The organism is Pseudoalteromonas sp. SG43-8 (genome assembly GCF_014164245.1).
Lineage (GTDB): Bacteria > Pseudomonadota > Gammaproteobacteria > Enterobacterales > Alteromonadaceae > Pseudoalteromonas > Pseudoalteromonas distincta.
In genome coordinates, this window is record NZ_JACJEX010000006.1 from 71,427 (window position 1) to 94,937 (window position 23,511).

The 23,511-nt window shown below is 38.3% G+C and carries 18 protein-coding genes and 6 tRNA genes; 10 read left to right on the top strand and 14 right to left on the bottom strand.

The window, feature by feature from the left end; all coding sequences use genetic code 11:
• The 6 genes from H5122_RS12690 to H5122_RS12715 all read right to left on the bottom strand — a co-directional run bounded on the left by H5122_RS12690 (position 1) and on the right by H5122_RS12715 (position 869).
• Positions 1–76 (bottom strand) — tRNA-Thr (locus H5122_RS12690).
• A gap of 102 nt (positions 77–178) precedes the next feature.
• Positions 179–254 (bottom strand) — tRNA-Phe (locus H5122_RS12695).
• Positions 255–386: 132 nt separating this feature from the next.
• Positions 387–462, bottom strand: a tRNA-Thr gene (locus H5122_RS12700).
• Positions 463–519: 57 nt separating this feature from the next.
• Positions 520–595 (bottom strand) — tRNA-Phe (locus tag H5122_RS12705).
• Positions 596–646: 51 nt separating this feature from the next.
• A tRNA-Thr gene (locus H5122_RS12710) sits at positions 647–722 on the bottom strand.
• Between the two features lie 71 nt (positions 723–793).
• Positions 794–869 (bottom strand) — tRNA-Phe (locus tag H5122_RS12715).
• 331 nt (positions 870–1,200) lie between these two features.
• Here H5122_RS12715 and H5122_RS12720 point away from each other — a divergent pair.
• Positions 1,201–3,978: an ATP-binding protein gene (locus H5122_RS12720; protein WP_182682386.1), complete on the top strand. Its 2,778-nt coding sequence runs from the start codon at positions 1,201–1,203 to the stop codon at positions 3,976–3,978.
• Positions 3,979–4,025: 47 nt separating this feature from the next.
• Here H5122_RS12720 and H5122_RS12725 read toward each other — a convergent pair whose 3' ends face one another.
• Together H5122_RS12725 and mutY are read right to left on the bottom strand one after the other, a co-directional pair.
• The gene (locus H5122_RS12725; RefSeq protein ID WP_002962543.1) at positions 4,026–4,298 is read right to left on the bottom strand and encodes an oxidative damage protection protein; all 273 of its coding nucleotides are present in this window, start codon (positions 4,296–4,298) and stop codon (positions 4,026–4,028) included.
• Between the two features lie 35 nt (positions 4,299–4,333).
• Positions 4,334–5,395 carry an A/G-specific adenine glycosylase gene (gene mutY / locus H5122_RS12730; RefSeq protein WP_182682385.1) on the bottom strand — a complete coding sequence of 354 codons (1,062 nt, stop codon included), beginning with the start codon at positions 5,393–5,395 and terminating at the stop codon, positions 4,334–4,336.
• Positions 5,396–5,556: 161 nt separating this feature from the next.
• On the opposite strand from mutY, the gene trmB reads away from it, so the two are divergent.
• The 4 genes from trmB to arcA all read left to right on the top strand — a co-directional run bounded on the left by trmB (position 5,557) and on the right by arcA (position 10,333).
• Positions 5,557–6,282 carry a tRNA (guanosine(46)-N7)-methyltransferase TrmB gene (trmB, locus tag H5122_RS12735; RefSeq protein ID WP_007582957.1) on the top strand — a complete coding sequence of 242 codons (726 nt, stop codon included), beginning with the start codon at positions 5,557–5,559 and terminating at the stop codon, positions 6,280–6,282.
• A gap of 61 nt (positions 6,283–6,343) precedes the next feature.
• Positions 6,344–7,369 (top strand): 16S rRNA (guanine(1207)-N(2))-methyltransferase RsmC, encoded by a 1,026-nt coding sequence (gene rsmC, locus H5122_RS12740; RefSeq protein WP_182673995.1) that lies wholly within the window; start codon positions 6,344–6,346, stop codon positions 7,367–7,369.
• Between the two features lie 152 nt (positions 7,370–7,521).
• A complete protein-coding gene (locus H5122_RS12745; protein WP_182673996.1) occupies positions 7,522–9,126 on the top strand; it encodes a sensor histidine kinase in 1,605 nt (534 codons plus the stop codon).
• A 490-nt stretch (positions 9,127–9,616) separates the two neighbouring features.
• Complete coding sequence (gene arcA / locus H5122_RS12750; RefSeq protein WP_002962549.1) at positions 9,617–10,333, top strand: two-component system response regulator ArcA; 717 nt, start codon at positions 9,617–9,619, stop codon at positions 10,331–10,333.
• 16 nt (positions 10,334–10,349) lie between these two features.
• Here the strand turns inward: arcA and arcB are convergent, their stop codons facing one another.
• The gene (arcB, locus tag H5122_RS12755; protein WP_182682384.1) at positions 10,350–12,668 is read right to left on the bottom strand and encodes an aerobic respiration two-component sensor histidine kinase ArcB; all 2,319 of its coding nucleotides are present in this window, start codon (positions 12,666–12,668) and stop codon (positions 10,350–10,352) included.
• Positions 12,669–12,899: 231 nt separating this feature from the next.
• Here arcB and folE2 point away from each other — a divergent pair, with 231 nt between their 5' ends.
• The 4 genes from folE2 to H5122_RS12775 all read left to right on the top strand — a co-directional run bounded on the left by folE2 (position 12,900) and on the right by H5122_RS12775 (position 16,307).
• Complete coding sequence (folE2, locus tag H5122_RS12760; RefSeq protein WP_182682383.1) at positions 12,900–13,820, top strand: GTP cyclohydrolase FolE2; 921 nt, start codon at positions 12,900–12,902, stop codon at positions 13,818–13,820.
• A gap of 115 nt (positions 13,821–13,935) precedes the next feature.
• Positions 13,936–14,532, top strand: coding sequence for a DUF2726 domain-containing protein (locus H5122_RS12765; RefSeq protein ID WP_002962552.1), 597 nt, complete (start codon positions 13,936–13,938; stop codon positions 14,530–14,532).
• Positions 14,533–14,654: 122 nt separating this feature from the next.
• Positions 14,655–15,362 (top strand): 5'-methylthioadenosine/S-adenosylhomocysteine nucleosidase, encoded by a 708-nt coding sequence (gene mtnN / locus H5122_RS12770; protein WP_024597687.1) that lies wholly within the window; start codon positions 14,655–14,657, stop codon positions 15,360–15,362.
• Complete coding sequence (locus H5122_RS12775; RefSeq protein ID WP_182682382.1) at positions 15,363–16,307, top strand: regulatory signaling modulator protein AmpE; 945 nt, start codon at positions 15,363–15,365, stop codon at positions 16,305–16,307.
• Between the two features lie 63 nt (positions 16,308–16,370).
• Here H5122_RS12775 and tyrS read toward each other — a convergent pair whose 3' ends face one another.
• Positions 16,371–17,570: a tyrosine--tRNA ligase gene (tyrS, locus tag H5122_RS12780; RefSeq protein ID WP_182682381.1), complete on the bottom strand. Its 1,200-nt coding sequence runs from the start codon at positions 17,568–17,570 to the stop codon at positions 16,371–16,373.
• A gap of 323 nt (positions 17,571–17,893) precedes the next feature.
• Between tyrS and H5122_RS12785 the strand changes: the two genes are divergently transcribed.
• The gene (locus H5122_RS12785) at positions 17,894–19,207 is read left to right on the top strand and encodes a peptidoglycan DD-metalloendopeptidase family protein (protein ID WP_024597684.1); all 1,314 of its coding nucleotides are present in this window, start codon (positions 17,894–17,896) and stop codon (positions 19,205–19,207) included.
• Between the two features lie 74 nt (positions 19,208–19,281).
• Here the strand turns inward: H5122_RS12785 and H5122_RS12790 are convergent, their stop codons facing one another.
• The 4 genes from H5122_RS12790 to oadA all read right to left on the bottom strand — a co-directional run bounded on the left by H5122_RS12790 (position 19,282) and on the right by oadA (position 23,510).
• Positions 19,282–19,458, bottom strand: a complete 177-nt coding sequence (locus H5122_RS12790) for a hypothetical protein (protein WP_007583822.1) — start codon at positions 19,456–19,458, stop codon at positions 19,282–19,284.
• 13 nt (positions 19,459–19,471) lie between these two features.
• A complete protein-coding gene (locus H5122_RS12795) occupies positions 19,472–20,443 on the bottom strand; it encodes an aldo/keto reductase family oxidoreductase (protein ID WP_182682380.1) in 972 nt (323 codons plus the stop codon).
• A 141-nt stretch (positions 20,444–20,584) separates the two neighbouring features.
• Entirely contained in the window at positions 20,585–21,715 is a 1,131-nt protein-coding gene (locus H5122_RS12800) for a sodium ion-translocating decarboxylase subunit beta (RefSeq protein WP_002961942.1), read from the bottom strand.
• 13 nt (positions 21,716–21,728) lie between these two features.
• A complete protein-coding gene (gene oadA, locus H5122_RS12805; protein ID WP_182682379.1) occupies positions 21,729–23,510 on the bottom strand; it encodes a sodium-extruding oxaloacetate decarboxylase subunit alpha in 1,782 nt (593 codons plus the stop codon).
• Position 23,511 lies beyond the last annotated feature (1 nt).

Below are 23,511 nucleotides of genomic sequence, written 5' to 3' on the forward strand. Positions count from 1 at the left end.
TGGTGCCGACTAACCGAGTCGAACGGTTGACCTACTGATTACAAGTCAGTTGCTCTACCAGCTGAGCTAAGTCGGCACACAAAACTGTGTGCTAAGGCACGTTCAATTTTAAAGATTGAGAACTTTTATAAAGCACTTAAAATAAAAAAACCTTGCATAAGCAAGGCTTTTCAATAAATGGTGCCTCGACGCGGAATCGAACCACGGACACGAGGATTTTCAATCCTCTGCTCTACCGACTGAGCTATCGAGGCACATAAACTGTGCTAGTTACCGATTAATAAAATTAACCTTTAACTTAATAAATGGTGCCGACTAACCGAGTCGACGGGTAATTTGAACAGACTACCGATTACAGTTTTTCTTTTCAAACTACTTTAAATAAATGGTGCCGACTAACCGAGTCGAACGGTTGACCTACTGATTACAAGTCAGTTGCTCTACCAGCTGAGCTAAGTCGGCACACAAAACTGTGTGCTAAGGCACGTTCAATTTTAAAGATTGAGAACTTAAAGTAAATGGTGCCTCGACGCGGAATCGAACCACGGACACGAGGATTTTCAATCCTCTGCTCTACCGACTGAGCTATCGAGGCACATAAACTGTGCTAATTAATTGTGATACTTTACAATTAACTTTATATAAATGGTGCCGACTAACCGAGTCGAACGGTTGACCTACTGATTACAAGTCAGTTGCTCTACCAGCTGAGCTAAGTCGGCACACAAAACTGTGTGCTAAGGCACGTGTAATAATGTTTAAACTGTTGATTAAACACCACTACTTTAATAAATGGTGCCTCGACCCGGAATCGAACCAGGGACACGAGGATTTTCAATCCTCTGCTCTACCAACTGAGCTATCGAGGCACTTAAACAGTGCTAATTAAAAGTCTTAAATGATTTTTAATGCAATCCCCACTCATCTCTACCGACTGAGCTATCTGGGCGTGCGGCGTATTAAACGAGTTTTGCCCTTACAAGTCAACTTTTTTTTTATTCTTTATAACTGTTTGAACGGTTTTCAGGCAACTCAGTGCATTTTTTATTAATAACGTTCATTTTTACCACAAGTCGAACTATAAATATAAATAAATCAGACTAAAACAGTAGTGAATTATTTTTTGTAAATGTTACGATTAGCTTAGATACGTACGATAGGGACTTATCGTAGTAAAATCACATCAATTGGAAACAATCAATGCAGAGTAAATTTTCATCGCCAGTCAAAGGCTTATTACCTCTTTTTTTAATCATAAATATTGCAGTAACAGCGCTTGCTATTATTGCCCACTCATTTTATTCACAAACTGAAGTTAAGACAGCCCAACCTGCATCATCTGTTAATATTGTAACGCTTGCCGATAGATTAGACTTACCTATGGTTGATGCATTAACTATGTATGGTCAAGGTAAAGTAAGGCAGTTACTTGATTTAACGTCGTTATTAGATGATGACTTTGAATATACTCTATATCGCTTCAATCCAACATCAGGTACTCAATTGGTATATAGCAGCAGTAAACCTGCTATCGCTTCAATTAAAACTGAAAAGCATCTAGTAGAAGAAGGCATCCTACATCACTTACTGCTGTTAAACGATCAACCTATTGGCGAGCTTATTATTAAGCAAAACCGACCAACCGCTCCTTTAAGCGCTCAAAACTCTCAAGTTATTGCCTACATTATTGCTATAGCAAGCGTAGCTGCATTATTTATATTTACTTTAATGTTTAATATGTACATTAATAGTCGCTTACGAAAAAGTACTGACACTCTTACACAAGAGCTGCAGGCAATCACCGAAAATGCTAATTACAATAGTAGTGTTGATGAGCAGCTTGATATTGGTTTAGGTGTAGTGGCAAAAAACATTAACTTACTACTACAAAAAGTACAGACTGCGATGAGTGAGAATGACGCCGCACAAAAAGAGCTTTATAAATTACAAAATGGCCTAGAAGCCGAAGTGCAAAATCGTACTATAGCGCTTGAGCAAGCCACATTAAAAGCAGAGCGAGCAAGCGAAACCAAAACGACCTTTTTAGCCACAATGAGCCACGAAATAAGAACACCGATGAATGGTGTTATAGGCACTATTGATTTACTGCGCCAGACCGAACTTGATGGCGCTCAACATCGTTTAAGTACAATTATTCGTGAATCAGCATTTTCGTTATTGAGCATTTTGGATGATATCTTAGATTTTTCTAAAATTGAGGCTGGAAAGCTAAATATTGACCCGATCCCATTTTCGGTAACCGATACCATTGAAGAAGTTGCTCGAGTGCTCTCATCAGTTGCTAAAAAACGTGAGCTTGATTTAGAACTAGCAATAGCACCTGATATTCCAATCAACCTTACCGGTGATAGTGTGCGTGTACGTCAGGTGCTTTATAACCTATGTAGCAACGCAATTAAATTCACTAGCACTGATGAAAAAACCCAAGGCCATGTAAAAATATCAGTAGAGGTGGTTCATAATACGACTGATCACTTTACCTTACGCTTTTGCGTAACTGATAACGGTAAAGGCATGTCGCAGGCGCAACTTCGCGAAATATTTAATCCATTTATTCAAGCCGAAAACTCAATTACCCGAGAATATGGTGGCACCGGTTTAGGTCTTTCTATTTGTAAAAGCTTAACTGAGCTTATGCTAGGTACTATTCATGTAACTAGTCATACCGGGATTGGCAGTGAATTTACAGTAGAGCTGCCGTTTAGCACATCGGGTAAAATTAAGTACGCACATAAAGGTGCATTAAATGGTAAGCAAATTGTTGTAGTTAGTAATCACCTAGAACGTGAAAAAACAATGTACCGTTATTTATCGTTCATGGGCGCTAAAATAATTTATGCACACACAGAAGAAGAAATTGAAGAGCACCAGCATTCACAAGATATTATTTGGGTGGCTGATGGCATAGACAATATGGATAAAACTAATGCGCTGCTTAGACGTTTATTTTATTCATTAGAGGACTATAACCAACAAGTTGTTGTACTAAGTAAGCTTGATGAAGCAGCTATAAATCATAAAAACATTTTTTATATTAATGCCTCTCCTCTATGTAAATCTAACTTTATGCTTTCTATATTGGTGGCTGCAGGGTTACATACACCTAAGCAAATTAAAAAAACCAAAACACTTAATAACTATTTAAATGTTGAGCAGGCACGTAATTCAAACAAATTGGTTTTGCTTGTTGAAGATAACCTTCTAAACCAACAAGTCCTCACCGATCAACTACATATACTGGGCTTTGGCGTTGAAATAGCGAACAACGGTGAGGAAGGCCTAGATATGTGGAGAAAAGGTGATTACTCACTTATTTTAACCGACTTACACATGCCTAAAATGTCGGGTTACGATATGGTCGAAAAAATCCGTAATGAAGCAGAGCTATTAGAATCGATTGATGCACAGCCTTACATTATTGCAGTAACAGCAAACGCACTTAAAGGCGAAAAAGAGCGCTGTTTAGCGGTAGGTATTAACGACTTCATTACCAAACCTATAGAGCTGAACGCGTTAGAAGAAACTCTAAAACGTTGGAGCGATAAACAAAGCCAAAACCCGAATGTAGTTATCCATCAAACTATGGCACTACCTATTGATATGGAAGCTGTTGCTAAATATGTAAACGGTGATAACGCTAAGCAAATTCGTTTCTTCAAAATGTATTTAGAACAAAGCCAAGGCTTAATTAAGAGTATTAATTCCGGCGTTATGGTTAACGACTTAAATGAGATTATTGAAGGGTGTCATCAATTAAAATCGATCTCCAAGACAATTGGTGCCCAAACGGTGGCAGAACTTTCAAGTGCATTTGAAGATAAATGTAAAGAAGGTGAACTCACAACCGATGAATTAATAGAGTTAAGAGATAAGCTGGAAATTGAATACTCTAAAGCTGCTCAATTTTTAAAGGAACAAATTAAAATATCTGAGCAAGAAGATGAGTTAAATGAATAAATAAACATAAAAAAAGGGCTTAATAGCCCTTTTTTATGTTTAAAACATTACTTTTCAGGCGGTCGATAACCTTCAATTTCTACATCTTTGTTTTCAAACAAAAAACCAACCATTTGCTCTTCTAAAAATGTGCGGTGTTCTGGGTCCATCATATTTAAATGCTTTTCGTTAATAAGCATTGTTTGTTTATGTTGCCACTGAGCCCACGCTTCTTTAGAGATGTTATTAAAAATCTTTTCACCAATTTCACCAGGGTATAACTGAAAGCCAAGCCCTTCGGCTTCTTTTTGTAACTTTTGACAAAATACTGTACGTGCCATGATTGATTCTCTCTAACGCTAAATATGGAGCTATTCTATACTATTGCTGTAATTTGTTTAACCAACTTTTTAGTTGGCGCTGCTAGACCAACCTCTATTGATTGATCAAGCGGATACCAGATTAATTGCTTATCGTTTACCACATCAGGAGTTTTCTTAACATTAAGTACATACGGGTTAATCCTCAATTCAAAATGTGAAAACACATGAATAAACGCTTCAAGCTCTACTAAACTAGCCTCCAGGCCTTGCTGAGCTAAAAATATTTGAAGCTCTTCGTACTCATTAAATTCAAAAAAGCCAAACAATCCGCCCCAAATACCGCTGTTAGGACGTTTTTCCATAAGCACTTTATCACCACACTGAATAATTAACTGATGACAACTCTTTTTAGGAACTGCTTTTTTAGGTTTAGAATGTGGAAACTCTTTTACTTTACCTGCATTAAAAGCACCACAGCCTGAGTTTAATGGGCAAGCCTCGCAATCAAACCGGCTGCGTGAGCAAACGCTCGACCCTAAATCCATCATAGCTTGATTAAACTCAGTAACATTATCTTTAGGCGTTAACTGCTCTGATAAATGCCAAAGCTGGTTTTCGACCTTTTTAACGCCGTACCAGCCCTCAATCATAAAATAGCGCGCTAAAACTCGCTTCACGTTCCCATCTAAAATAGGGTGATGCTGCCCAAGCGACAATGATAAAACAGCCCCTGCAGTAGAGCGCCCTATTCCTGGTAAATCCATTACTTCATCGAGTGTTTTCGGAAACTCACCTTGGTATTTGTCACGCACTATTTTAGCTGTTTTGTGTAAGTTACGCGCACGAGCGTAATACCCTAAGCCAGTCCAGTGATGCAAAACTAAGTCTTCATCCGCATCAGCTAAAGCGATAATATCTGGAAAGCTTTGCATAAACTTTTCAAAGTATGGAATAACAGTAATAACTTGGGTTTGCTGCAGCATCACTTCAGACACCCACACTTTATAAGGTGTTTTACCTAGCTGCCACGGGAGTGTTTTACGCCCATGAAGGTGATACCAATCAACAACATGATTAGAAAACCAGTGTGACTGTTCTTTATTTAAATCCAACATTTTTAACTTTTACTGATGCCCAATGGCGGCTCAGTCTATTGCAGTTAACAAAAAGATCAAGCTATACGGGGTGTAAAACCAGCTAATACTTGTGATTGCGGCCTCGGTCAGGGATAATATGCAACCATTTTTAAACACATTGTTTTTGTCAGGCCAATAATATGAGTGAATCAAGCAACACTAACCTTGAGCAAGCTAAGCAAGAAGGTAAATACATCCGCACCATTCGCAGTTTTGTAAAACGCGAAGGTCGATTAACCAAAGGCCAAGCCGCTGCAATCGAAAAATGCTGGCCAACAATGGGCCTAGAGCATAAAAACGGTATGCTTGATTTAAGCGAAGTTTTTGGCAACAACAACGATGTAGTAGTAGAAATTGGTTTTGGTATGGGTAAGTCGCTTGTCGAAATGGCAACAAATGCCCCTCACCTAAACTTTATCGGTATTGAAGTACATCGCCCTGGCGTTGGTGCTTGTTTAATGGATGCCGATGAAGCAGGCATTACCAACTTACGTATTTTTGAACACGATGCAGTTGAAGTACTTGCAGATTGCATACCTAATGAAAGCTTAACAACACTACAACTATTTTTCCCTGACCCTTGGCATAAAAAGCGTCACCACAAACGCCGTATTGTACAAACTGAGTTTGTTGAAAAGCTAAGAGCCCAACTTAAAATGGGTGGCGTTTTTCATATGGCAACAGACTGGGAAAACTACGCAGAGCACATGCTCGAAGTAATGAATGTAGCTCCTGGTTTTAAAAACCAATCAGAAACAAATGATTATGTTCCTCGTCCAGATTTACGCCCGCTTACTAAGTTTGAGCAGCGCGGACATCGCCTAGGTCATGGCGTGTGGGATTTAATGTTTGAGCGCACAGAATAATTAAATTTAATTACTCACTTTTACTTTTTAAAACTAAATATACTGTAAGGCAAAGCCATTTATGAGCGTACTAACCAACCCAAGTTTACTGTTACTTCGTAATAGCGAGGCACTAACGGGAAAATCTATCTTGGTGGTCAACTTTGTTCAAGATGGCTTTTTAACAGAGCTTAAAAAACTTAATCCGCAAAGCAAAGTAACTGCGTTTAGCTACAATCATGCTAACGGAGAGTTTGCTAAAAACACCAAAGATGTTGATGTTCATGTAAGCCACACAATACCTGGTAACGACTACGATTTAGTTATTCTTTACTACCCTAAATCAAAACCAGAGTTATTAATGGCACTTGATAATATTCGATCTGCTATTACTGATGATGCCGAACTATTAGTGGTAGGCGAAAACAAAAGTGGTGTTAAGTCAATTGAAAAGCAACTAGCTGGTAAAGCTGAGTTTAGTAACAAGATTGATTCAGCTAAGCACTGCGTTCTTTACTCATTTGCTGAAATTTCTAAGCACCCTCACTTTGATATTACGACTTACCATAAAAAGTTTGTTGTTAATGTTGCCGACACTGAATTTACAGCTATTAGTGTTCCTGGAGTGTTTAATCACGGTAGTTTAGATATAGGAACGAAAGTTCTACTGGAAAACGCACCGACAATTAAGCAAGGCAAAGTTCTCGACTTTGGTTGTGGCGCAGGTTTAATAGCAACTTTTTTAGGGCTTCATAATCCAGCACTTGAGTTTGTGTGTAGTGATGTAAGTGCGCTGGCAACTTATGCAACACAGCAAACCCTAAAGCTTAACAACATCAATGGTGAGGCTATATTAAGTGACGGCCTTAAAAGCATTAATGGCAAGTTTGATTTAATTATTAGCAATCCACCTTTTCATACTGGTATTGCAACCGACTACACAGTAGCAGAAACATTTTTAGCTAATGCAAAACAGCATTTAACTAAATTAGGGAAGCTAAATATTGTTGCTAACAGCTTTTTAAAGTACCCGCCTATTTTAGAAACTCAGTTTGAAAGCTATCAAACTGTATTTAAGAACAATAAATTTGCTGTATATAGCAGCTAATTTAAATTTGTAAAATGATTGAGCACAAACGTGCTCAAGCTAACTTTCGAATAAATATAAGAATTAATTTAGTTTTTTTTCCTTCATTTTTCCACGTCTTTGCTAAACTAAAACTCTAAATAATTAAATTTAACTCAGGCGATAATGAAATAATGCCTAAAAAAGTTCATCAAAGTAGCATTCGAAAAGCACTCATTAATTTGATCATGCTTATTACAGCTATTTGCTTATCGTTATCTATTTCTATCTCTACGTATTTAAGCGTGAAAGAACAAAAGCAATTAATAGTTAATAAGCTTGTTATTCTTTCTGAAATTGTAGCTTTTGATGCTGGGCAATCGGTAATTGAAGATGATCGTAAAACAGAAGAAAAACGCCTTAAGTCATTTGAAAAGATCCCTCTTGTAAAAAACATACATATTTACTCAATAGAAAAAGCATCCCAAAAGCCTGTTTTCTTTATTAGCTTTAATGCTAAAAAAACACCTCCTGTGCCACTGAGAATAGACAGTGTAGAAGAGCTAAAAACACCACGAATTACCAGTGACCATATTGAGCTAACCCGCCCTATTTACGATAACGAACAAGTAGTAGGTTATGTGTATATGCGAGGAAGCCTCGAGAGTTTAGAGGTTTATATTGAGAGAAAAATATTAATAGACGTGTTATTAACATTATTAATTCTGGCGGTTGTTTACTTTATTGCTATTAAAGTTCAACGACGTATAGCTAAGCCAATAGAGCAATTAAGCATGTTATTGCAGAATGTGTCTAAAAATCATAACTACGATGCACGCGCACCAGTAACTGATGTAAAAGAAATAAGTGCTCTTTCAAATAGTTTAAATATCATGCTTACGCGTACAAAAAAACAACTTGAACGCCACGAAAAAGATAAGCAAGAAATCAAACAACTAAACCTAAGCCTTGAAGAAAAAGTAAACCAACGAACAATCGCCCTTAGAGAGGCAAATCAAGAGCTTTTATCAACTCTTGAGCGGATGCATCAATACCAAACACAAATTGTTGAAAACGAAAAAATGGCATCTTTAGGGCAAATGGTTGCAGGTGTTGCCCATGAAGTTAACACACCAATAGGGCTAGGTATTACAGGTTCTACGTTACTTAGAGATAAACTAGCAGACATACAGCAAAGCTTTGATGACAAAAAACTGACCTCAAGCCATCTAAAACGCTTTATAGATGAAGGTATTGAAAACTTAGATTTAATTTACCGCAACTTAAATCGTGCAGCTGACCTTATATCTAACTTTAAAAAAGTAGCGGTTATTCAAGATGACGGTGTAAATACCTATATTAATGTGCACAAATTAATAAGTGATGTTTTAACATCTATTCAATCTGAATTATTGCCCAAAAAGCCTGTTGTCACTATCAACTGTCCGACCGACTTGGCTATTCATAGTAAATCTGAACCTCTACAACAAGTTTTTCAGCAGTTACTTATGAACTCTGTAATTCATGGATTTATAGGTAAAGAAAACAATGAAATTCGCTTTGACGTAGAACTCGTCGGGAAAAAATTAACAATCGTTTATTCTGACAATGGTCAGGGCGTTGACAAAAATATTAAAAATAGAATTTTTGACCCATTTGTAACTTCAAAGCGCGGGCAAGGCGCAAGTGGCTTAGGCATGCACTTAGTTTATAACCTAGTAACACAAGCACTTGGCGGAAGAGTGATGTTTGATCTTGAAGAAAAACGCGGTGCTCGCTTTATAATTACTATTCCTTAAATAAAGACTATTAAAAAGTGCATATATTTAAAATTTATCCTTGAATTAGCATTTAATGACCTCATTAATGAGGCATGTGATAAGTGCGTAACATTATTTAATTGCTTTAAATAAATATTACCAAGCGATTTATGAACTTTTTTATCTTTGCTGTATCACATACATTGATGAAAGGTTAAAAAGTGATATAGTTTTGCTTTGAATTAGTCTGATTATTTTAAGTACCTTGTTTGATTGAATGATATGTCAATTATCAAAGGAAAATGGCTTCGACTTTATGATTCAAATAGCTACATCCATGTATATATCAATTAAACAGTAGTTTTTGCACTGTCCTTTTTAGCAGACTTTGGACACCCTACTGTTTTATTTTTATCCAATTTGTTTTTTCCTTGTTAACAAATGGGTATAATCCTATAATCTCTAGTAATCGGTTATAAATTAGTCACCGATTTTTTATAAATAATATATTCCAAAAGGTTAATTAATAATGCAAACGCCAGTCATTCTAATCGTAGAAGATGAAGACGTAACTCGACTGAACCTAGTTAGTTTATTTGAAGCTGAAGGGTACAAAGTTATTGAAGCCATTGATGGCGATGATATGCATGACAAGCTTACAAATAACGATGACGTTAATCTTGTAGTTATGGATATCAACCTTCCTGGTAAAAACGGTCTTATTTTAGCCCGTGAATTACGCCAAAAGCGTAAAGTAGGTCTTATATTCCTAACTGGTCGTGATAACGATGTTGACCGTATTTTAGGTCTTGAAATTGGCGCAGATGACTACGTTACTAAACCATTCAACCCGCGTGAATTAACTATCAGAGCTCGCAACCTTATTACTCGTACTGCCTTAGGTGGTGAAGAGTCAGCACTAGAAACAAATGGTGTTATTACGTTTAATGGTTGGGAACTTGATGAAAACAGCCGTTGTCTTACTTCTCCAAATGGCGACGCTAAGCGTTTACCTAAAGGTGAGTACAGAGCACTTCGTTTAATGCTTGATTCTCCAGGTCGCATTTTCAGCCGTGAGCAATTAATTAAGCATATGACAGGCCGTGAGCTTCGCGCAAATGACCGTACTGTTGACGTTACTATTCGTCGCATTCGTAAGCATTTTGAAAGTGATAACTCAACGTCTGAGTTAATCAGCACCATCCATGGTGAAGGTTACCGTTTCATTGGTAAAATTGACGCTTAATTAGAGCTAATTAGTTTCACTCTAATTGCTGTAAAAATAAATGAAGGGCTTTTTGTCCTTCATTTATTTTATCTGCCAGAATATCTAACCACTGCTTTAACACCTCATCAGATTCATCAATAGCACCATGCTCCATTATTTTGGCATGAAGCTGCACATCATTAAGACCTACTGAGCCAGCCGCCCCTTTGAGTTTATGCGCTACTGATTCATACTCTTCTCTATCACCAGTATTTAATGAAGTAAGTAACTCTTGCTGATATTGTGGACTTAGCTTTTCGAATAGCTGACTACTGCGTCTAAACACAGCTAAGCCCATTGAATTGACAAAGTCTTCTATTGTTTCTATATCTAATAAGTGTGAATCAATGCCTTTAAGGGCTTCTTCACTTACTTTTAACAGCGGCTCTGTGCATTCACTTTGCTTAATTCCAAATAAATCAGCCAGCATTTTATCAAGCTTCACTGTGTTAATTGGTTTAGCAAGCGCCCCTTGTATTGATATGCCTTCAAGCTCTTCTTCAGCACTGCGAACATTTGCCGTTAGCGCTACAATAGGTAGTTTATCAAAGTGACTGTCTGAGCGTATTTGCTTGGCAACTACGTCACCATTTATATCAGGCAATTGCATATCAAGTAATACTAAATCTAAGTCATCTTCGGTTTCGACAAACGAGAGTGCATCTTCACCGGTTTCAGCCCACAACACCTCATGCCCGCGTTGCTCTAATAAGTTTGTAGCAATTTCGGCGTTAAGAGGTACATCTTCTACTAGTAAAATATACAAACCACGACCAACATAACTTTGCTCTGTTGGTGCTACACATAAACTAAGCGGTATCTGCACTGTAAAGCAGCTCCCTTCGCCCTCAGTACTATTTACTGTAATTATTCCTTTCATTGCACTTACAAGCGCCTTAGTTACAGCTAAACCAATACCTGAGCCTATAGCGTTAGTCCCGTTTAAGTCTGGCGCCTTGTAATACATATCAAATATATGAGCAAGCTGCTCTGGCGGAATACCTTGGCCGGTATCCGATACTTTAATAACTAACCACGGGCCTTCAACTCTATTCTCTCGGCTACATTCAAGAGTTACCTTTCCTTGCTGTGTAAACTTAACGGCGTTATTAATTAAGTTCCAAACAACTTGGCGTAAGCGAGTTGGGTCGAGCTGTGCGTAAATATCCAGCATCCCATTGCGCTTAATATCAAACTCTAGCTCTTTTTGCTCCGCGATTAAGCCCGCAAAGTTAACAACGTCATTTATAAAGTCTGACACGTTAATAGAGTTGGTCACTATATCGAGCTGATCTCTATCTATTTTGTCTAAATCAATAATATCGTTAAAAATATTACCGAGCGTTTCAGCACTCGAAAATATAGTATTACCCCAACTACGCTGCTGTTTGTTTAAGTCAGTATCAAGCAGCATTCGTGTTAAACCAACAATACCATTAAGCGGTGTTCGAAGTTCATGGCTTAATGTAGCAATAAACTTACCTTTGTCTTTATAGGCCGTTTCGAGCGCTTGAGCGGCCTCCTTACGACTTGTGATATCACGACCAAAGCCCAGTAAACCAATGTAGTCACCGTCATCATTTATAAAAGGCAATTTACGCAGCTCGAACCAACGCATTTCACCATTCACCTCATAACCCACATCAATAGTCAGCGCTTTATGGCTTTGCTCTACTTCTTTATCGGTTTTCAAAACTTCAGATAAAAAGTGACTAGGAAATATTTGCTCAACCGTTTTGCCAATTAGTTCGCTACTTGATTTGCCCATTACTTCTTCAAACATTTTATTACAACCAGCAAACACGCCATTATTATCGCGGTAATAAAACAAATCAGGAGATGAATCTACTATTGAGCGCTGCAGCATGCTTTGTTGAGCAAGTTCTTGTTGTGTTTTTTTACGCTCAGCAATTTCTCGTCGTAGTTCTTCAATAGCGCGGTGCTTGGCATGAAATGCCATTTTACGCTCATCAATTTCGATATTTAGACGATTAATGTTATCTTTTAAGGTTTGATTTAAAAGCTTTTCTTGCTTGGTGGCGCTATCTAAATAAGCATATGAGGCATCTAGTTGTCGAATTGAATTAAGCAACACACTTATAATTAAAGGAGAAACTACAGCCGTAAAAAATACCACGGCTAAAATATCAACCAGGTGTAATTCGCCTATCGCCACATAATAAAACATGCTCGATAAAATAAGAGATACAGTTAAAAATAAAGTGTAACAAATAGCAGCGGTTTTAAATTCACCAAATCGCGTTATTGAGCTGGAAAGTACCCGAGCCCAAGGGCTCAAAGAATAATCGGTCATACGTAATTTTATCTCTTAGCTGTGTACTTAATATAAAGAAGGCAATGCGTATGTATAAACATACCATTTTCCCAGATTTTAGCATTTTTCTCCTACCACTACTCACGTTGTGCGATAAAAACAGAATTTTTCATGTTTGATTTAGCTCATCTATTAAACTCATCATTTCAGCAATAAATTATTTAGTGTAAAATGCCCCGCTTTATTATCCCCAAAATACGAGTAGCGCACATGCAAACCAATATGCCAGATATAGCAGACACTGCACCCGCTTTACAAACAGGTAAATTAGACTGGGTTGGCATGGGCGAAATAGAACTGCCATTTATTTTTGAATCCCGAGACTTATCTCCAGTTACAGTAAACGCCAAAGCTCGTGCATTTGTAAATTTACATAAAGAAGATGCCAAAGGCATTCATATGTCACGTCTATTTTTGGCACTTGATCTGCTTTCAACTGAGCAGCAAGTCAATCCGCAAACAATAGCGCAAGCACTCGATACCTTTATAACTAGCCACGAAGGGCTGAGCGATAAAGCACAAATTGAATTTAAATTTGAATTACCGCTACGCCGTAAGTCACTATTAAGTGGTAAAGCGGGCTGGAAAAGCTACCCAGTTGTACTGACCAGTACGATTGAAAATAACTTTATTAGCTACGAGCTAACCGTAGATGTTACTTATTCTTCAACGTGCCCATGCTCTGCTGCACTTGCGCGCCAGCTTATACAAAACGCGTTTAACGAAAAGTTTAACCAAGAAACGTTGAGCCAAAAAGATGTGCACGAATGGCTAGGCACTACACAAGGTATTGTAGCGACTCCCCACTCGCAGCGCTCTATTGCCAACGTAAAAGTAAAGCTTGATAGCAACGTTCAAGAATTTGACGTAGTTACGCTAATTAACACTCTTGAAGCTGAGCTTAAAACACCAGTACAAGCAGCAGTAAAACGTGAAGATGAGCAAGAATTTGCCCGTTTGAATGGTCAAAACCTTATGTTTTGTGAAGATGCAGCGCGTAAAATTAAAGCATTGCTAGAGGCAAACCATTACAGTGATTATTGGCTGCAAATAAACCACTATGAATCACTGCATGCACACGATGCTGTAGCTATTGCAGTGAAAGGTGTTAAAGGAGGCTACAAAGCTTAATCGCTGTGTAGCTATTGCTTGTAAACCAGCCGGTAATTATTTTATAACCCATACTTTTTAGGCACGTAAATTGCTTTGTTTGAGCAGTGTCAATTTGTTGTTATGGAGTTACCGTATGGAATTCGCTTTATTATTAATCCTAGTATTAGTTGTCGGGGCCTCTGTTGTTGCGTCAAAATTTAATGACGATGGCGGAAACCCGTATCCTTTTACTCGCAAGCAAACTGTTTTTACGCAGGTTGAAGGCGCTTTTTTAAATCTTCTAGAGCGTGCTGTTGGCGATCAATATAAAATTGTTAGTCGTGTTAAGTTAATCGACGTTATTGACTGTAAGCAAGGCCTTTCAGTAAAGTCTAAACGTGCTGCTTTAGCTAAAGCTAAAAATAAGCAACTCGACTTTGTTTTAATCGACAAAGAAAAACTAACAATCATTGCTGCTGTTGACCTAGTTAACAATGCCAACAAAGATGGCCACAAAGCTCAACGCGACTGGTTTGTAAACGGTGCACTAGAGTCTGCGGGCATTCCACATATTCGTATGAAAGTTAAATCGGGCTACCGCCCTTCTGAAGTACGCGATGCAATTATGTTTAAACTTGGTAAGCCTGCAGCAACACAAACTCAGCGCCCTGTTCGTAATCGCTCACATAAGCCAGCGGTACTTTCACCTTCTCAGGCTAAAGCGCAAACCACCGCGTTAGCTGAAATTTAAAAAACGAATTAAATACTCTCCTAAAAAGTATTTAAAGCGAGCTCATAAACAAGCTCGCTTTTTTGTTTTTTATTGTTAACTTCACGTATAATCAAGTGATTCAAACTCAGGAATTAAACTTTATGAATGTTGGTATTATTGGCGCAATGGAGCCAGAAGTTAAAATTTTACGTGAAGCTATGCAAAACCCACAAATTTTAACTAAAGCAGGTTTCACTTTTTATACTGGCGAGTTGGCTGGTAACACGGTGACACTTGTTCAATCTGGTATTGGTAAAGTTGCATCAACTATTGCAACTACCTTACTGATCGATAACTTCAAACCTGATTGCATAATTAACACAGGCTCAGCCGGTGGATTCGATCCATCGCTAAGTGTTGGCGATGTAGTAATTTCGTCAGAAGTACGTCACCACGATGTAGACGTAACTGCTTTTGGCTACGAAATTGGCCAAGTACCACAAATGCCGGCAGGCTTTGCAGCACACCCTAAATTAGTTGAAGCAGCACAGCAAACAATCGAACAAATCAGTGATGTTAAAACACTCGTTGGCTTAATTTGTACTGGTGACACATTTATGTGTGACCCTATACGCATTGATAAAGCACGTAGTGATTTTCCTACAATGCTTGCTGTTGAAATGGAAGGTGCTTCTATTGCACAAACGTGTTTTACGCTAAACACACCATTTGTTGTAATTCGCTCAATGTCTGATATTGCTGGTAAAGAGTCACCACAATCATTTGAAGAATACCTAGAAACGGCATCAATCAACTCATCTAAAATGGTTGTTGCACTTTTAGAAAAACTAACAGCAGTATCTTTGTAAATGCTTAGCAATATTGTTCAAAATCACTTGGACTTTATTGCCTTTATACTAGCGCTCCTTGCTGAGCGCTTTATTCCCCTTATTAGCTGGTATCATCCTAATACGGCGTTAAATGCTGTTTTTAGTGCTATTGGCAAACGTATATACAAAAGCAAAGAACCTAAAAGCTATCAATATTTGGCAGCTATACTCGCAAGCTCACTTATTTTAAGTGTCATTCTCATTATTGTAGTGTTGCTACTCGAGTTTGCTTTTTATCCTGAATTACTCGCTGGCCTTATTTTATACTTATGCTTAGAAAGTAAGAGCATTGATAAAAAAGCACTTCGCATTGCAAAGCTAACTAAACAAAATCAAAAATCCACAGCGCGCGAATTACTAAAGCCACTGCTTGCCCGTGAAGTTAATAGACTTTCATCAGCTGGTATTATCAAAGCATTAATTGAGAGTTTAATACTGCGCACCGCTCGATACTATTTCGTAGTCATATTTATATTTTTAGCATTTGGTCCTATAGCTGCCCTTGCCTATCGGTTACTTACCTTAATACAACAAGCATGGCGTAGTGATATCCCCCCAAATAGTTACTTTTTAAAACCGCTTAAAACACTCTTGTTTATTATTGAATATATTCCGATGCGCTTACTCGCTTTAACTATTGCAGCAAGTCGAGCAAGCAAACAAAGCATGCATTTTATAAAGCATTATGGCAGGCATTTTTATCAAACAAATACAGGCTGGCTCTTAAGCACATGTTCTGCATCGCTTGGCGTGCAGCTGGGCGGGCCTGCAGTTTATTTAGGTACTCGCTTTAATAAAATGCGTATTGGTACTGATAGACTACCTACACCCGAGGATGTACCTGTAATAGTTAATAGGTTAAATCAGGCCCGTGTATTTTGGTTGTTAGTAATAGCCAGCATTGAAATATTAAAATTGATTTAAAGGGCTCAAAATACGAGCACAAAAAAACCAGCCGAGGCTGGTTTTTTAGTTTTTAAACTGTGCTTAAGCTACAGTGATGTTTGCAAACTTACGTTTACCTACTTGGTAAATAGCCGTTGTGCCTTTTGCTATTTCAAGTTTGGTATCAGTGATTTTATCTTCACCGTTAAGTTTAACTGCACCTTGCTTAATCATACGCATTGCTTCTGATGTACTTACTACTAAATTTGCTTCTTTAAGCAAGTTAGCAATTAAAATAGTATCTTCTGCAATAGTGATTGTTAGCTCTGGGATTTCATCTGGTAACGCTTTTTTCTGAAAACGCTGAATAAAATCATCATGTGCACCTTGTGCATCAGCTTCACTATGAAAACGAGCAATTAGCTCTTTAGCTAGTTCAATTTTAATATCGCGCGGATTCGTACCTTGCTCAACACGTTCTTTTTGAGCTGCAATTTCTTCAATAGAAAGCGCACTTAATAAGTCGTAGTAACGCCACATTAGCACATCACTAATTGACATTATTTTACCAAACATATCGTTAGGTGCATCAGTAATACCAATGTAGTTACCAAGCGACTTAGACATTTTTTGAACGCCGTCAGTACCTTCAAGTAATGGCATCATTAATACTGTTTGCGGCTTTTGACCTTCTACTTTTTGTAGCTCACGGCCCATTAACAAGTTAAAGCGCTGATCAGTACCACCTAGTTCAACATCTGACTCTAGTGCAACCGAATCCCAACCTTGTACCAGTGGATATAAAAACTCATGAATTGCAATTGGTTGGCCGTTTCCATAACGCTTTTTAAAGTCATCACGTTCAAGCATACGTGCTACGGTTTGGTTTGCAGCAAGTTTAATCATGCCTGCAGCGCCTAACTTTTCCATCCAAGTAGAGTTAAATGCAACAGTGGTTTTAGCAGGATCTAGAATTTTGAATACTTGTTCTTTATATGTTTCGGCATTGGCTAGTACGTCTTCACGAGTAAGTGGTTTACGCGTTACGTTTTTCCCCGTTGGGTCACCAATCATGCCAGTAAAGTCACCAATTAAGAAAATAACCTCATGACCTAAATCCTGAAAGGTTTTCATTTTATTAATTAGTACAGTGTGTCCTAAGTGTAAATCAGGCGCTGTAGGATCAAAGCCTGCTTTTATTTTTAGCTTCTTGCCCGACTTTAGTTTTTCAACTAGTTCGTCTTCAATTAATATTTCTTCTGCACCGCGTTTTATCTCTGCTAGAGCGGTTTGTAAATCCACTGTGTATTACTCCAAAATTCTGCCGACGAAGGGGCGACTAGTTACTTGCGTAGTCACGGTTTAATAAAGGTTTAAACCGAATAAATAGATGTAGCTAACATAACAAATTTCTACCTAATTAAAACAACTTTTTAAGTGATTCATGCAACTAAACTAAATCAATTGAGTCTTAGCTAGGTAGAGCGTTAAAAAAGACTTTCTAAGCCCGATTTTAGCGTAGTTTAAGGTCAGTTTAAATCTACAAAACACTAGTATTCGTACATTATTAAGTATATCCTGCAATATTATGTATTTATTATCTTGACAGCAGAAAAAGGCACGTTATGGTTCACGTGGTTCACACGCTCCCCAAAAAACACAAATTGCTTATTCTAGGTTTGGTTTCTGCTATTGTTGGCTTAGCCTTTCTTCCTTCTGAAAAAGCCACTGCATCCAAAGACAATAGTGCAAATGCACTAGAAATTGGTAAGCGCTATGAGTTACAAGTTAAAGTTGATAACAACGAAAAATTAACTGAGTTAAATTCAGAGCAAGCAGCAGAAAAGTTACCAGAATACGACTTTGTCGATCATAAAGTTAAAAATGGCGACAATTTAGCAATTATCTTTAAGCGTGCTGGTTTTTCGGCTCAAACGCTTCATAAACTAATTAACACTAATGCAGAGACTCGCAAACTTACTAAAATTCACCCAGGTGAAATACTTAGTTTTGCGACAGCTGAAGATGGCTCCTTAGCTCAACTGCGCTATGTGATTTCAAAAACAGATACTTTATTTGTTACCTTAAACGAAGAAGGTAACTACGATACAGCTATTGATAGCAAAGAAATTGAAACGCTAACCAAAACCGCTGGCGGCGAAATATCTAATAACTTTTGGACTTCAGCAATTGCAGCAGGTTTAAGCGAACGCCAAATAATGAACTTTGCTGACATATTTGGTTGGGATGTTGATTTTGCAAACGACATTCGTAAAGGCGATGTATTTGGCTTAATTTACGAGTCTCACTATGTTGATGGCGAGTTTATTGGTACCGGTAAGATTATTGCAGCTGAATTTGTAAACCAAGGTCAGCGCTTTGCAGCTATTCGCCATACCGACGGCAATTTTTATACGCCCGAAGGGCGTAGCATGAAAAAAGCATTTTTACGTGCACCTGTAAGCTTTAAGTATATTAGTTCGAGCTTTAATCCTCGCCGCTTACACCCTGTTACTGGGCAAGTTAGAGCGCACCGTGGTATCGACTTTGCTGCACGCACTGGCACACCTGTTGTTGCATCTGGTAACGGTAAAGTAATTAAAGCCGGTTACAGCAAGTACAACGGTAACTACGTATTTATTAGCCATGGCACGCAATATGTAACTAAGTACTTACACCTAAATAAGAAGCTAGTTAAAACGGGCCAAAAAGTTAAACAGGGCCAACAAATTGGTACTGTAGGTTCTACAGGTCGTGTTACTGGTGCACATTTACACTATGAATTTTTAGTAAATGGCGTTCACCGTAATCCTAAAACTGTAAAACTCCCTAAGTCAGAGCCATTACCTCGCTCAGAACTTGCCAAGTTTAAACCTATTGCTGATAACTTTATTGCCCAGCTTGAGCGCAATCGCGAGCTACAGTTAGCACTTAAATAAAGTTTATCAATAAACATTAAAAAAGCCTTTGCAGGTTTAACCTGCAAAGGCTTTTTTGTATACGCTATAAATCATTAGTACATCAGTACATAAATGAGCTGAATAACTAAAGACACCATCACTAATGGCCAAATATATTTACTGTATTTGGTTGCGCCGTTGAGCCCTATTTTACTTTGATACTTTTCAAGCAAGGGTATAAGTATCGCCAGCGCAACAAACAAACCAATTAAAATAACGAATATGTTCATATTAACGCCCTACTTATGGTAATTCGTGGCCTTTAGCGCTTACATAAAGTGCATACCAATGCTCACGAGTTAGCTCTACGTTTACAGCATCACAAGAGGCTTTAATCCGTTTAGCATTAGTTGTTCCAATAATTGGCTGAATAGATGCGGGATGGCGAAGCAACCATGCAAGTACAATTGCCTCAGCAGAGGTTTCATAAAGTGCAGCCAGCTTATTAACTAAAAGACTGGTGTTGATATCTGCCTGAGATGCGTTTGATAAATCACTACCGCTGTACAAGCCTTGGCATAAACTACCCCAGCTTTGAATTTGGATTTCAAAATGGCGACAGTACTCAATACTACCTGGCGTAAAATTAAGATCTTTACCGTCACTGTTACCGGCATATACACCTTCATCAACAAACTGATGTTTTTGTAAACTAGCCTCAATTTGGTTAGCCACAATTGGCATATCAAGCGCATGTTGTAAAAAGTTCATTTGGTGCTGCTGCATATTAGACACTGCAAAATTGCGCACTTTACCGCTTTCTTTTAAGCAACTAAATATACGAGCAATCTCGTTAACTTCCATGAGTGGATCAGGGCGATGCAGCATAAGTACGTCTAAATAATCTGTATTTAATCGTTTTAATGATGCTTCAACTGACTGCTCAATCCACTTTTGGGAAAAATCATAACGCTTTGGCCCTAAGTCATCTTCAAAACGAATCCCACACTTAGATTGAATATACATGTGCTCTCTAAGCTCTGGTCGCTCACTTAATGCTTTACCAAAAACCTGCTCTGCTTTACCAAAAGTATAAATATCAGCATGGTCAAAAAAATTAATACCACCTTCAATGGCGTTATCTATACATTCATGAGCTTGCTTAACATGTGCATCAGTGATTGCGTCTTTATTCCAACCGCCGCCCAGACCCATACATCCAAATACAAGTTTACTAACATGAGGCAAGTGCTTTGCTAAAGGTGTGTGAAGCATGATAACTATCCTTAAAATGTTGAAGAGCTGTTACTGTAAACAAAAAGCACTAAACAAGAAACCATTAAGAGGCGAAGAAATTAAGAACAAAAAAAGCGCAGTAAACTGCGCTTAATAGTTAATCTATTTTAAATTACATTTTTAGCCAACAAGTGCTAATAAAATACCCGCAGCAACTGCACTACCAAGTACACCCGCTACGTTGGGTCCCATTGCATGCATAAGTAAAAAGTTATGTGGGTTACTTTCAAGGCCAACTTTATTAACTACTCGTGCCGCCATTGGCACAGCAGATACACCTGCAGCCCCAATTAATGGGTTTATAGGTGTTTTAGATATACGGTTAAGTCCTTTTGCCATAAATACGCCAGATGCCGTACCAATTGCAAAAGCCAGTGCGCCAAGCACTAAAATACCAATCGTCTCAACAGTTAAAAACTTATCTGCAGCAAGCTTTGAACCTACAGCTAAACCTAAAAATATAGTTGTAACATTGATGATTTCGTTTTGAGCACTGTTACTTAATCTATCAACAACACCCGACTCTCGCATTAAGTTACCTAAACAAAACATACCTACCAGCGGTATAGCAGCCGGTAAAAACATAGCCGTTAAACTAAGTACCATAAGAGGAAAAATAATCTTTTCCTTTTTAGATACTTTGCGAAGCTCTGGCATTTTTATTTTACGTTCTTCTGGGGTTGTTAATGCACGCATAATTGGCGGCTGAATAATTGGCACAAGTGCCATATATGAATACGCAGCTACTGCTATTGCGCCTAGTAAATCAGGTGCCAGTTTTGATGCTAAAAATATTGCTGTTGGCCCATCGGCACCACCTATAATGGCTATAGCCGATGCGTCCTGTAGAGTAAATTCAAAACCTGGCACATAGTTAAGTAATATAGCGCCAAACAATGTAGCAAAAATACCAAACTGTGCAGCCGCACCTAATAACAACATACGTGGGTTTGCAATAAGCGCGCTAAAGTCGGTCAGCGCCCCTACTCCCATAAATATCAACAGCGGAAAAATCCCCGTATCAATACCCACATAATAAACGTAGTACAAAAGCCCACCTGGGTCTGACAAACCTGCCACTGGTACATTTGTTAAAATTGCACCAAAACCAATAGGTAGTAATAATAGTGGTTCAAAGCCTTTAGCTATCGCTAAAAACAGTAATAAACACCCTACCGCAATCATTATTAACGATGGGATTGTAAAGTTAGCAATGCCTGTCGCATTCCAGAGGTTTAAAATACCTTCCATCCTCTATTTACTCCTAAGCTAATGCAATCATAGCGTCGCCGGTAGTTACAGCATCGCCTTCACTAACTAACACTTCAGCAATTGTTCCGGTATGCGTAGCGCGTATTTCAGTTTCCATTTTCATGGCTTCCATAATAATCACTACATCGCCTTCGTTAACAACTTGCCCAGCTTTTACCTTAATCTTAAAAATATTACCGGCTAGAGGCGCGTTAAGTGTTTCACCTGATGCAACCGAAGCAGATTGAGGAATGTGCTCAGAGTCTTTTAATGTTACTTCTTTAAGTTCACCACCTTGCGCTACTACTACGTCATAAACTTTACCATCTACTTTTACACTGTACTGCTCAGCCTTCACTTTGTTACTATTTGAAACTGATTTAGAAGGTGCTTTACTGCTTTTATCTTCAACAGAAGGTACTGGCTCAAATGCATCTGGGTTGTTGCGGTTTTTAATAAACTTCAAACCAACTTGTGGGAATAATGCATAAGTTAATACGTCATCAATTTGATCATCAGCAAGTGTTAAACCTTGCTCTTGTGCTTCTTTTAATAACTCACCTTCAAGCGTTGCAAGCTCAGGTGCAATGTTATCAGCAGGGCGACAAGTAATAACTTCCGCTCCATCAAGCACGCGCTCTTGTAGCTCTTTATTCATTGGTGCTGGTGTTAAGCCATATTCACCTTTTAATACGCCAGCAGTTTCTTTAGTAATTGTTTTATAACGCTCACCCGTTAGCACATTAAGTACCGCTTGAGTGCCAACAATTTGCGACGTTGGTGTTACTAAAGGTAAAAAGCCAAGATCTTCACGTACACGTGGGATCTCAAGTAAAACCTCATTAAGCTTATCGGCTGCGCCTTGCTCTTTAAGTTGGTTTTCCATGTTTGTAAGCATGCCACCAGGTACTTGAGCTAATAAAATGCGCCCATCAACCCCTTTTAAGCTACCTTCAAATGCCGCATATTTTTTACGTACATCTCTAAAGTAAGCAGCAATTTCTTCTAGGTGGCTTAAATCAAGCTCAGTATCACGCTCAGTCCCTTCAACTATCGATACAATAGTTTCAGTTGCAGAATGTCCATAAGTCATACTCATTGATGAAATAGCGGTATCGAGCATATCAATACCAGCATCAATTGCTTTTTGGTAAGTAGCAGTACTTAAACCTGTTGTAGCGTGGCACTGCATAGCAATTGGAATAGATACAGTTTCTTTAAGTGCTTTAATTAGTTTTTCAGCATCGTACGGCTTTAATAAACCCGCCATATCTTTAATACAAATTGAGTGACAACCCATATCTTCAAGCTGCTTTGCAAGAGTTAGCCACATATCAAGTGTATGAACTGGGCTAACTGTGTACGAAATAGTACCTTGAGCGTGAGCGCCTACTTTTACAGCTGCTTTAATAGCTGTTTCTAGATTGCGAACATCGTTCATTGCATCAAATATACGAAATACGTCAACGCCATTTTTATGTGCGCGTTCTACAAACTTTTCAACTACGTCATCAGCGTAATGGCGGTAACCTAATAAGTTTTGACCGCGTAATAGCATTTGCTGTTTAGTATTAGGCATCGCTTTTTTAAGTGCACGAATACGCTCCCAAGGATCTTCGCCTAAATAACGAATACACGAGTCAAATGTAGCACCACCCCACGATTCAATAGACCAATAACCCGCATCGTCTAATTTGCTAGCAATCGGTAGCATATCGTCTAGGCGCATACGCGTTGCTAATAATGATTGGTGAGCATCGCGTAATACCAATTCTGTTAATTTTAATTTAGCCATG

Bases quoted from the DNA above. Each gene is read 5' to 3' on its own strand.
- H5122_RS12720 (WP_182682386.1), top strand. From the start codon at position 1,201: ATGCAGAGTAAATTTTCATCGCCAGTCAAAGGCTTATTACCTCTTTTT.
- H5122_RS12725 (WP_002962543.1), bottom strand. From the start codon at position 4,298: ATGGCACGTACAGTATTTTGTCAAAAGTTACAAAAAGAAGCCGAAGGG.
- mutY (WP_182682385.1), bottom strand. From the start codon at position 5,395: ATGTTGGATTTAAATAAAGAACAGTCACACTGGTTTTCTAATCATGTT.
- trmB (WP_007582957.1), top strand. From the start codon at position 5,557: ATGAGTGAATCAAGCAACACTAACCTTGAGCAAGCTAAGCAAGAAGGT.
- rsmC (WP_182673995.1), top strand. From the start codon at position 6,344: ATGAGCGTACTAACCAACCCAAGTTTACTGTTACTTCGTAATAGCGAG.
- H5122_RS12745 (WP_182673996.1), top strand. From the start codon at position 7,522: ATGCCTAAAAAAGTTCATCAAAGTAGCATTCGAAAAGCACTCATTAAT.
- arcA (WP_002962549.1), top strand. From the start codon at position 9,617: ATGCAAACGCCAGTCATTCTAATCGTAGAAGATGAAGACGTAACTCGA.
- arcB (WP_182682384.1), bottom strand. From the start codon at position 12,668: ATGACCGATTATTCTTTGAGCCCTTGGGCTCGGGTACTTTCCAGCTCA.
- folE2 (WP_182682383.1), top strand. From the start codon at position 12,900: ATGCAAACCAATATGCCAGATATAGCAGACACTGCACCCGCTTTACAA.
- H5122_RS12765 (WP_002962552.1), top strand. From the start codon at position 13,936: ATGGAATTCGCTTTATTATTAATCCTAGTATTAGTTGTCGGGGCCTCT.
- mtnN (WP_024597687.1), top strand. From the start codon at position 14,655: ATGAATGTTGGTATTATTGGCGCAATGGAGCCAGAAGTTAAAATTTTA.
- H5122_RS12775 (WP_182682382.1), top strand. From the start codon at position 15,363: ATGCTTAGCAATATTGTTCAAAATCACTTGGACTTTATTGCCTTTATA.
- H5122_RS12785 (WP_024597684.1), top strand. From the start codon at position 17,894: ATGGTTCACGTGGTTCACACGCTCCCCAAAAAACACAAATTGCTTATT.
- H5122_RS12790 (WP_007583822.1), bottom strand. From the start codon at position 19,458: ATGAACATATTCGTTATTTTAATTGGTTTGTTTGTTGCGCTGGCGATA.
- H5122_RS12795 (WP_182682380.1), bottom strand. From the start codon at position 20,443: ATGCTTCACACACCTTTAGCAAAGCACTTGCCTCATGTTAGTAAACTT.
- H5122_RS12800 (WP_002961942.1), bottom strand. From the start codon at position 21,715: ATGGAAGGTATTTTAAACCTCTGGAATGCGACAGGCATTGCTAACTTT.
- oadA (WP_182682379.1), bottom strand. From the start codon at position 23,510: ATGGCTAAATTAAAATTAACAGAATTGGTATTACGCGATGCTCACCAA.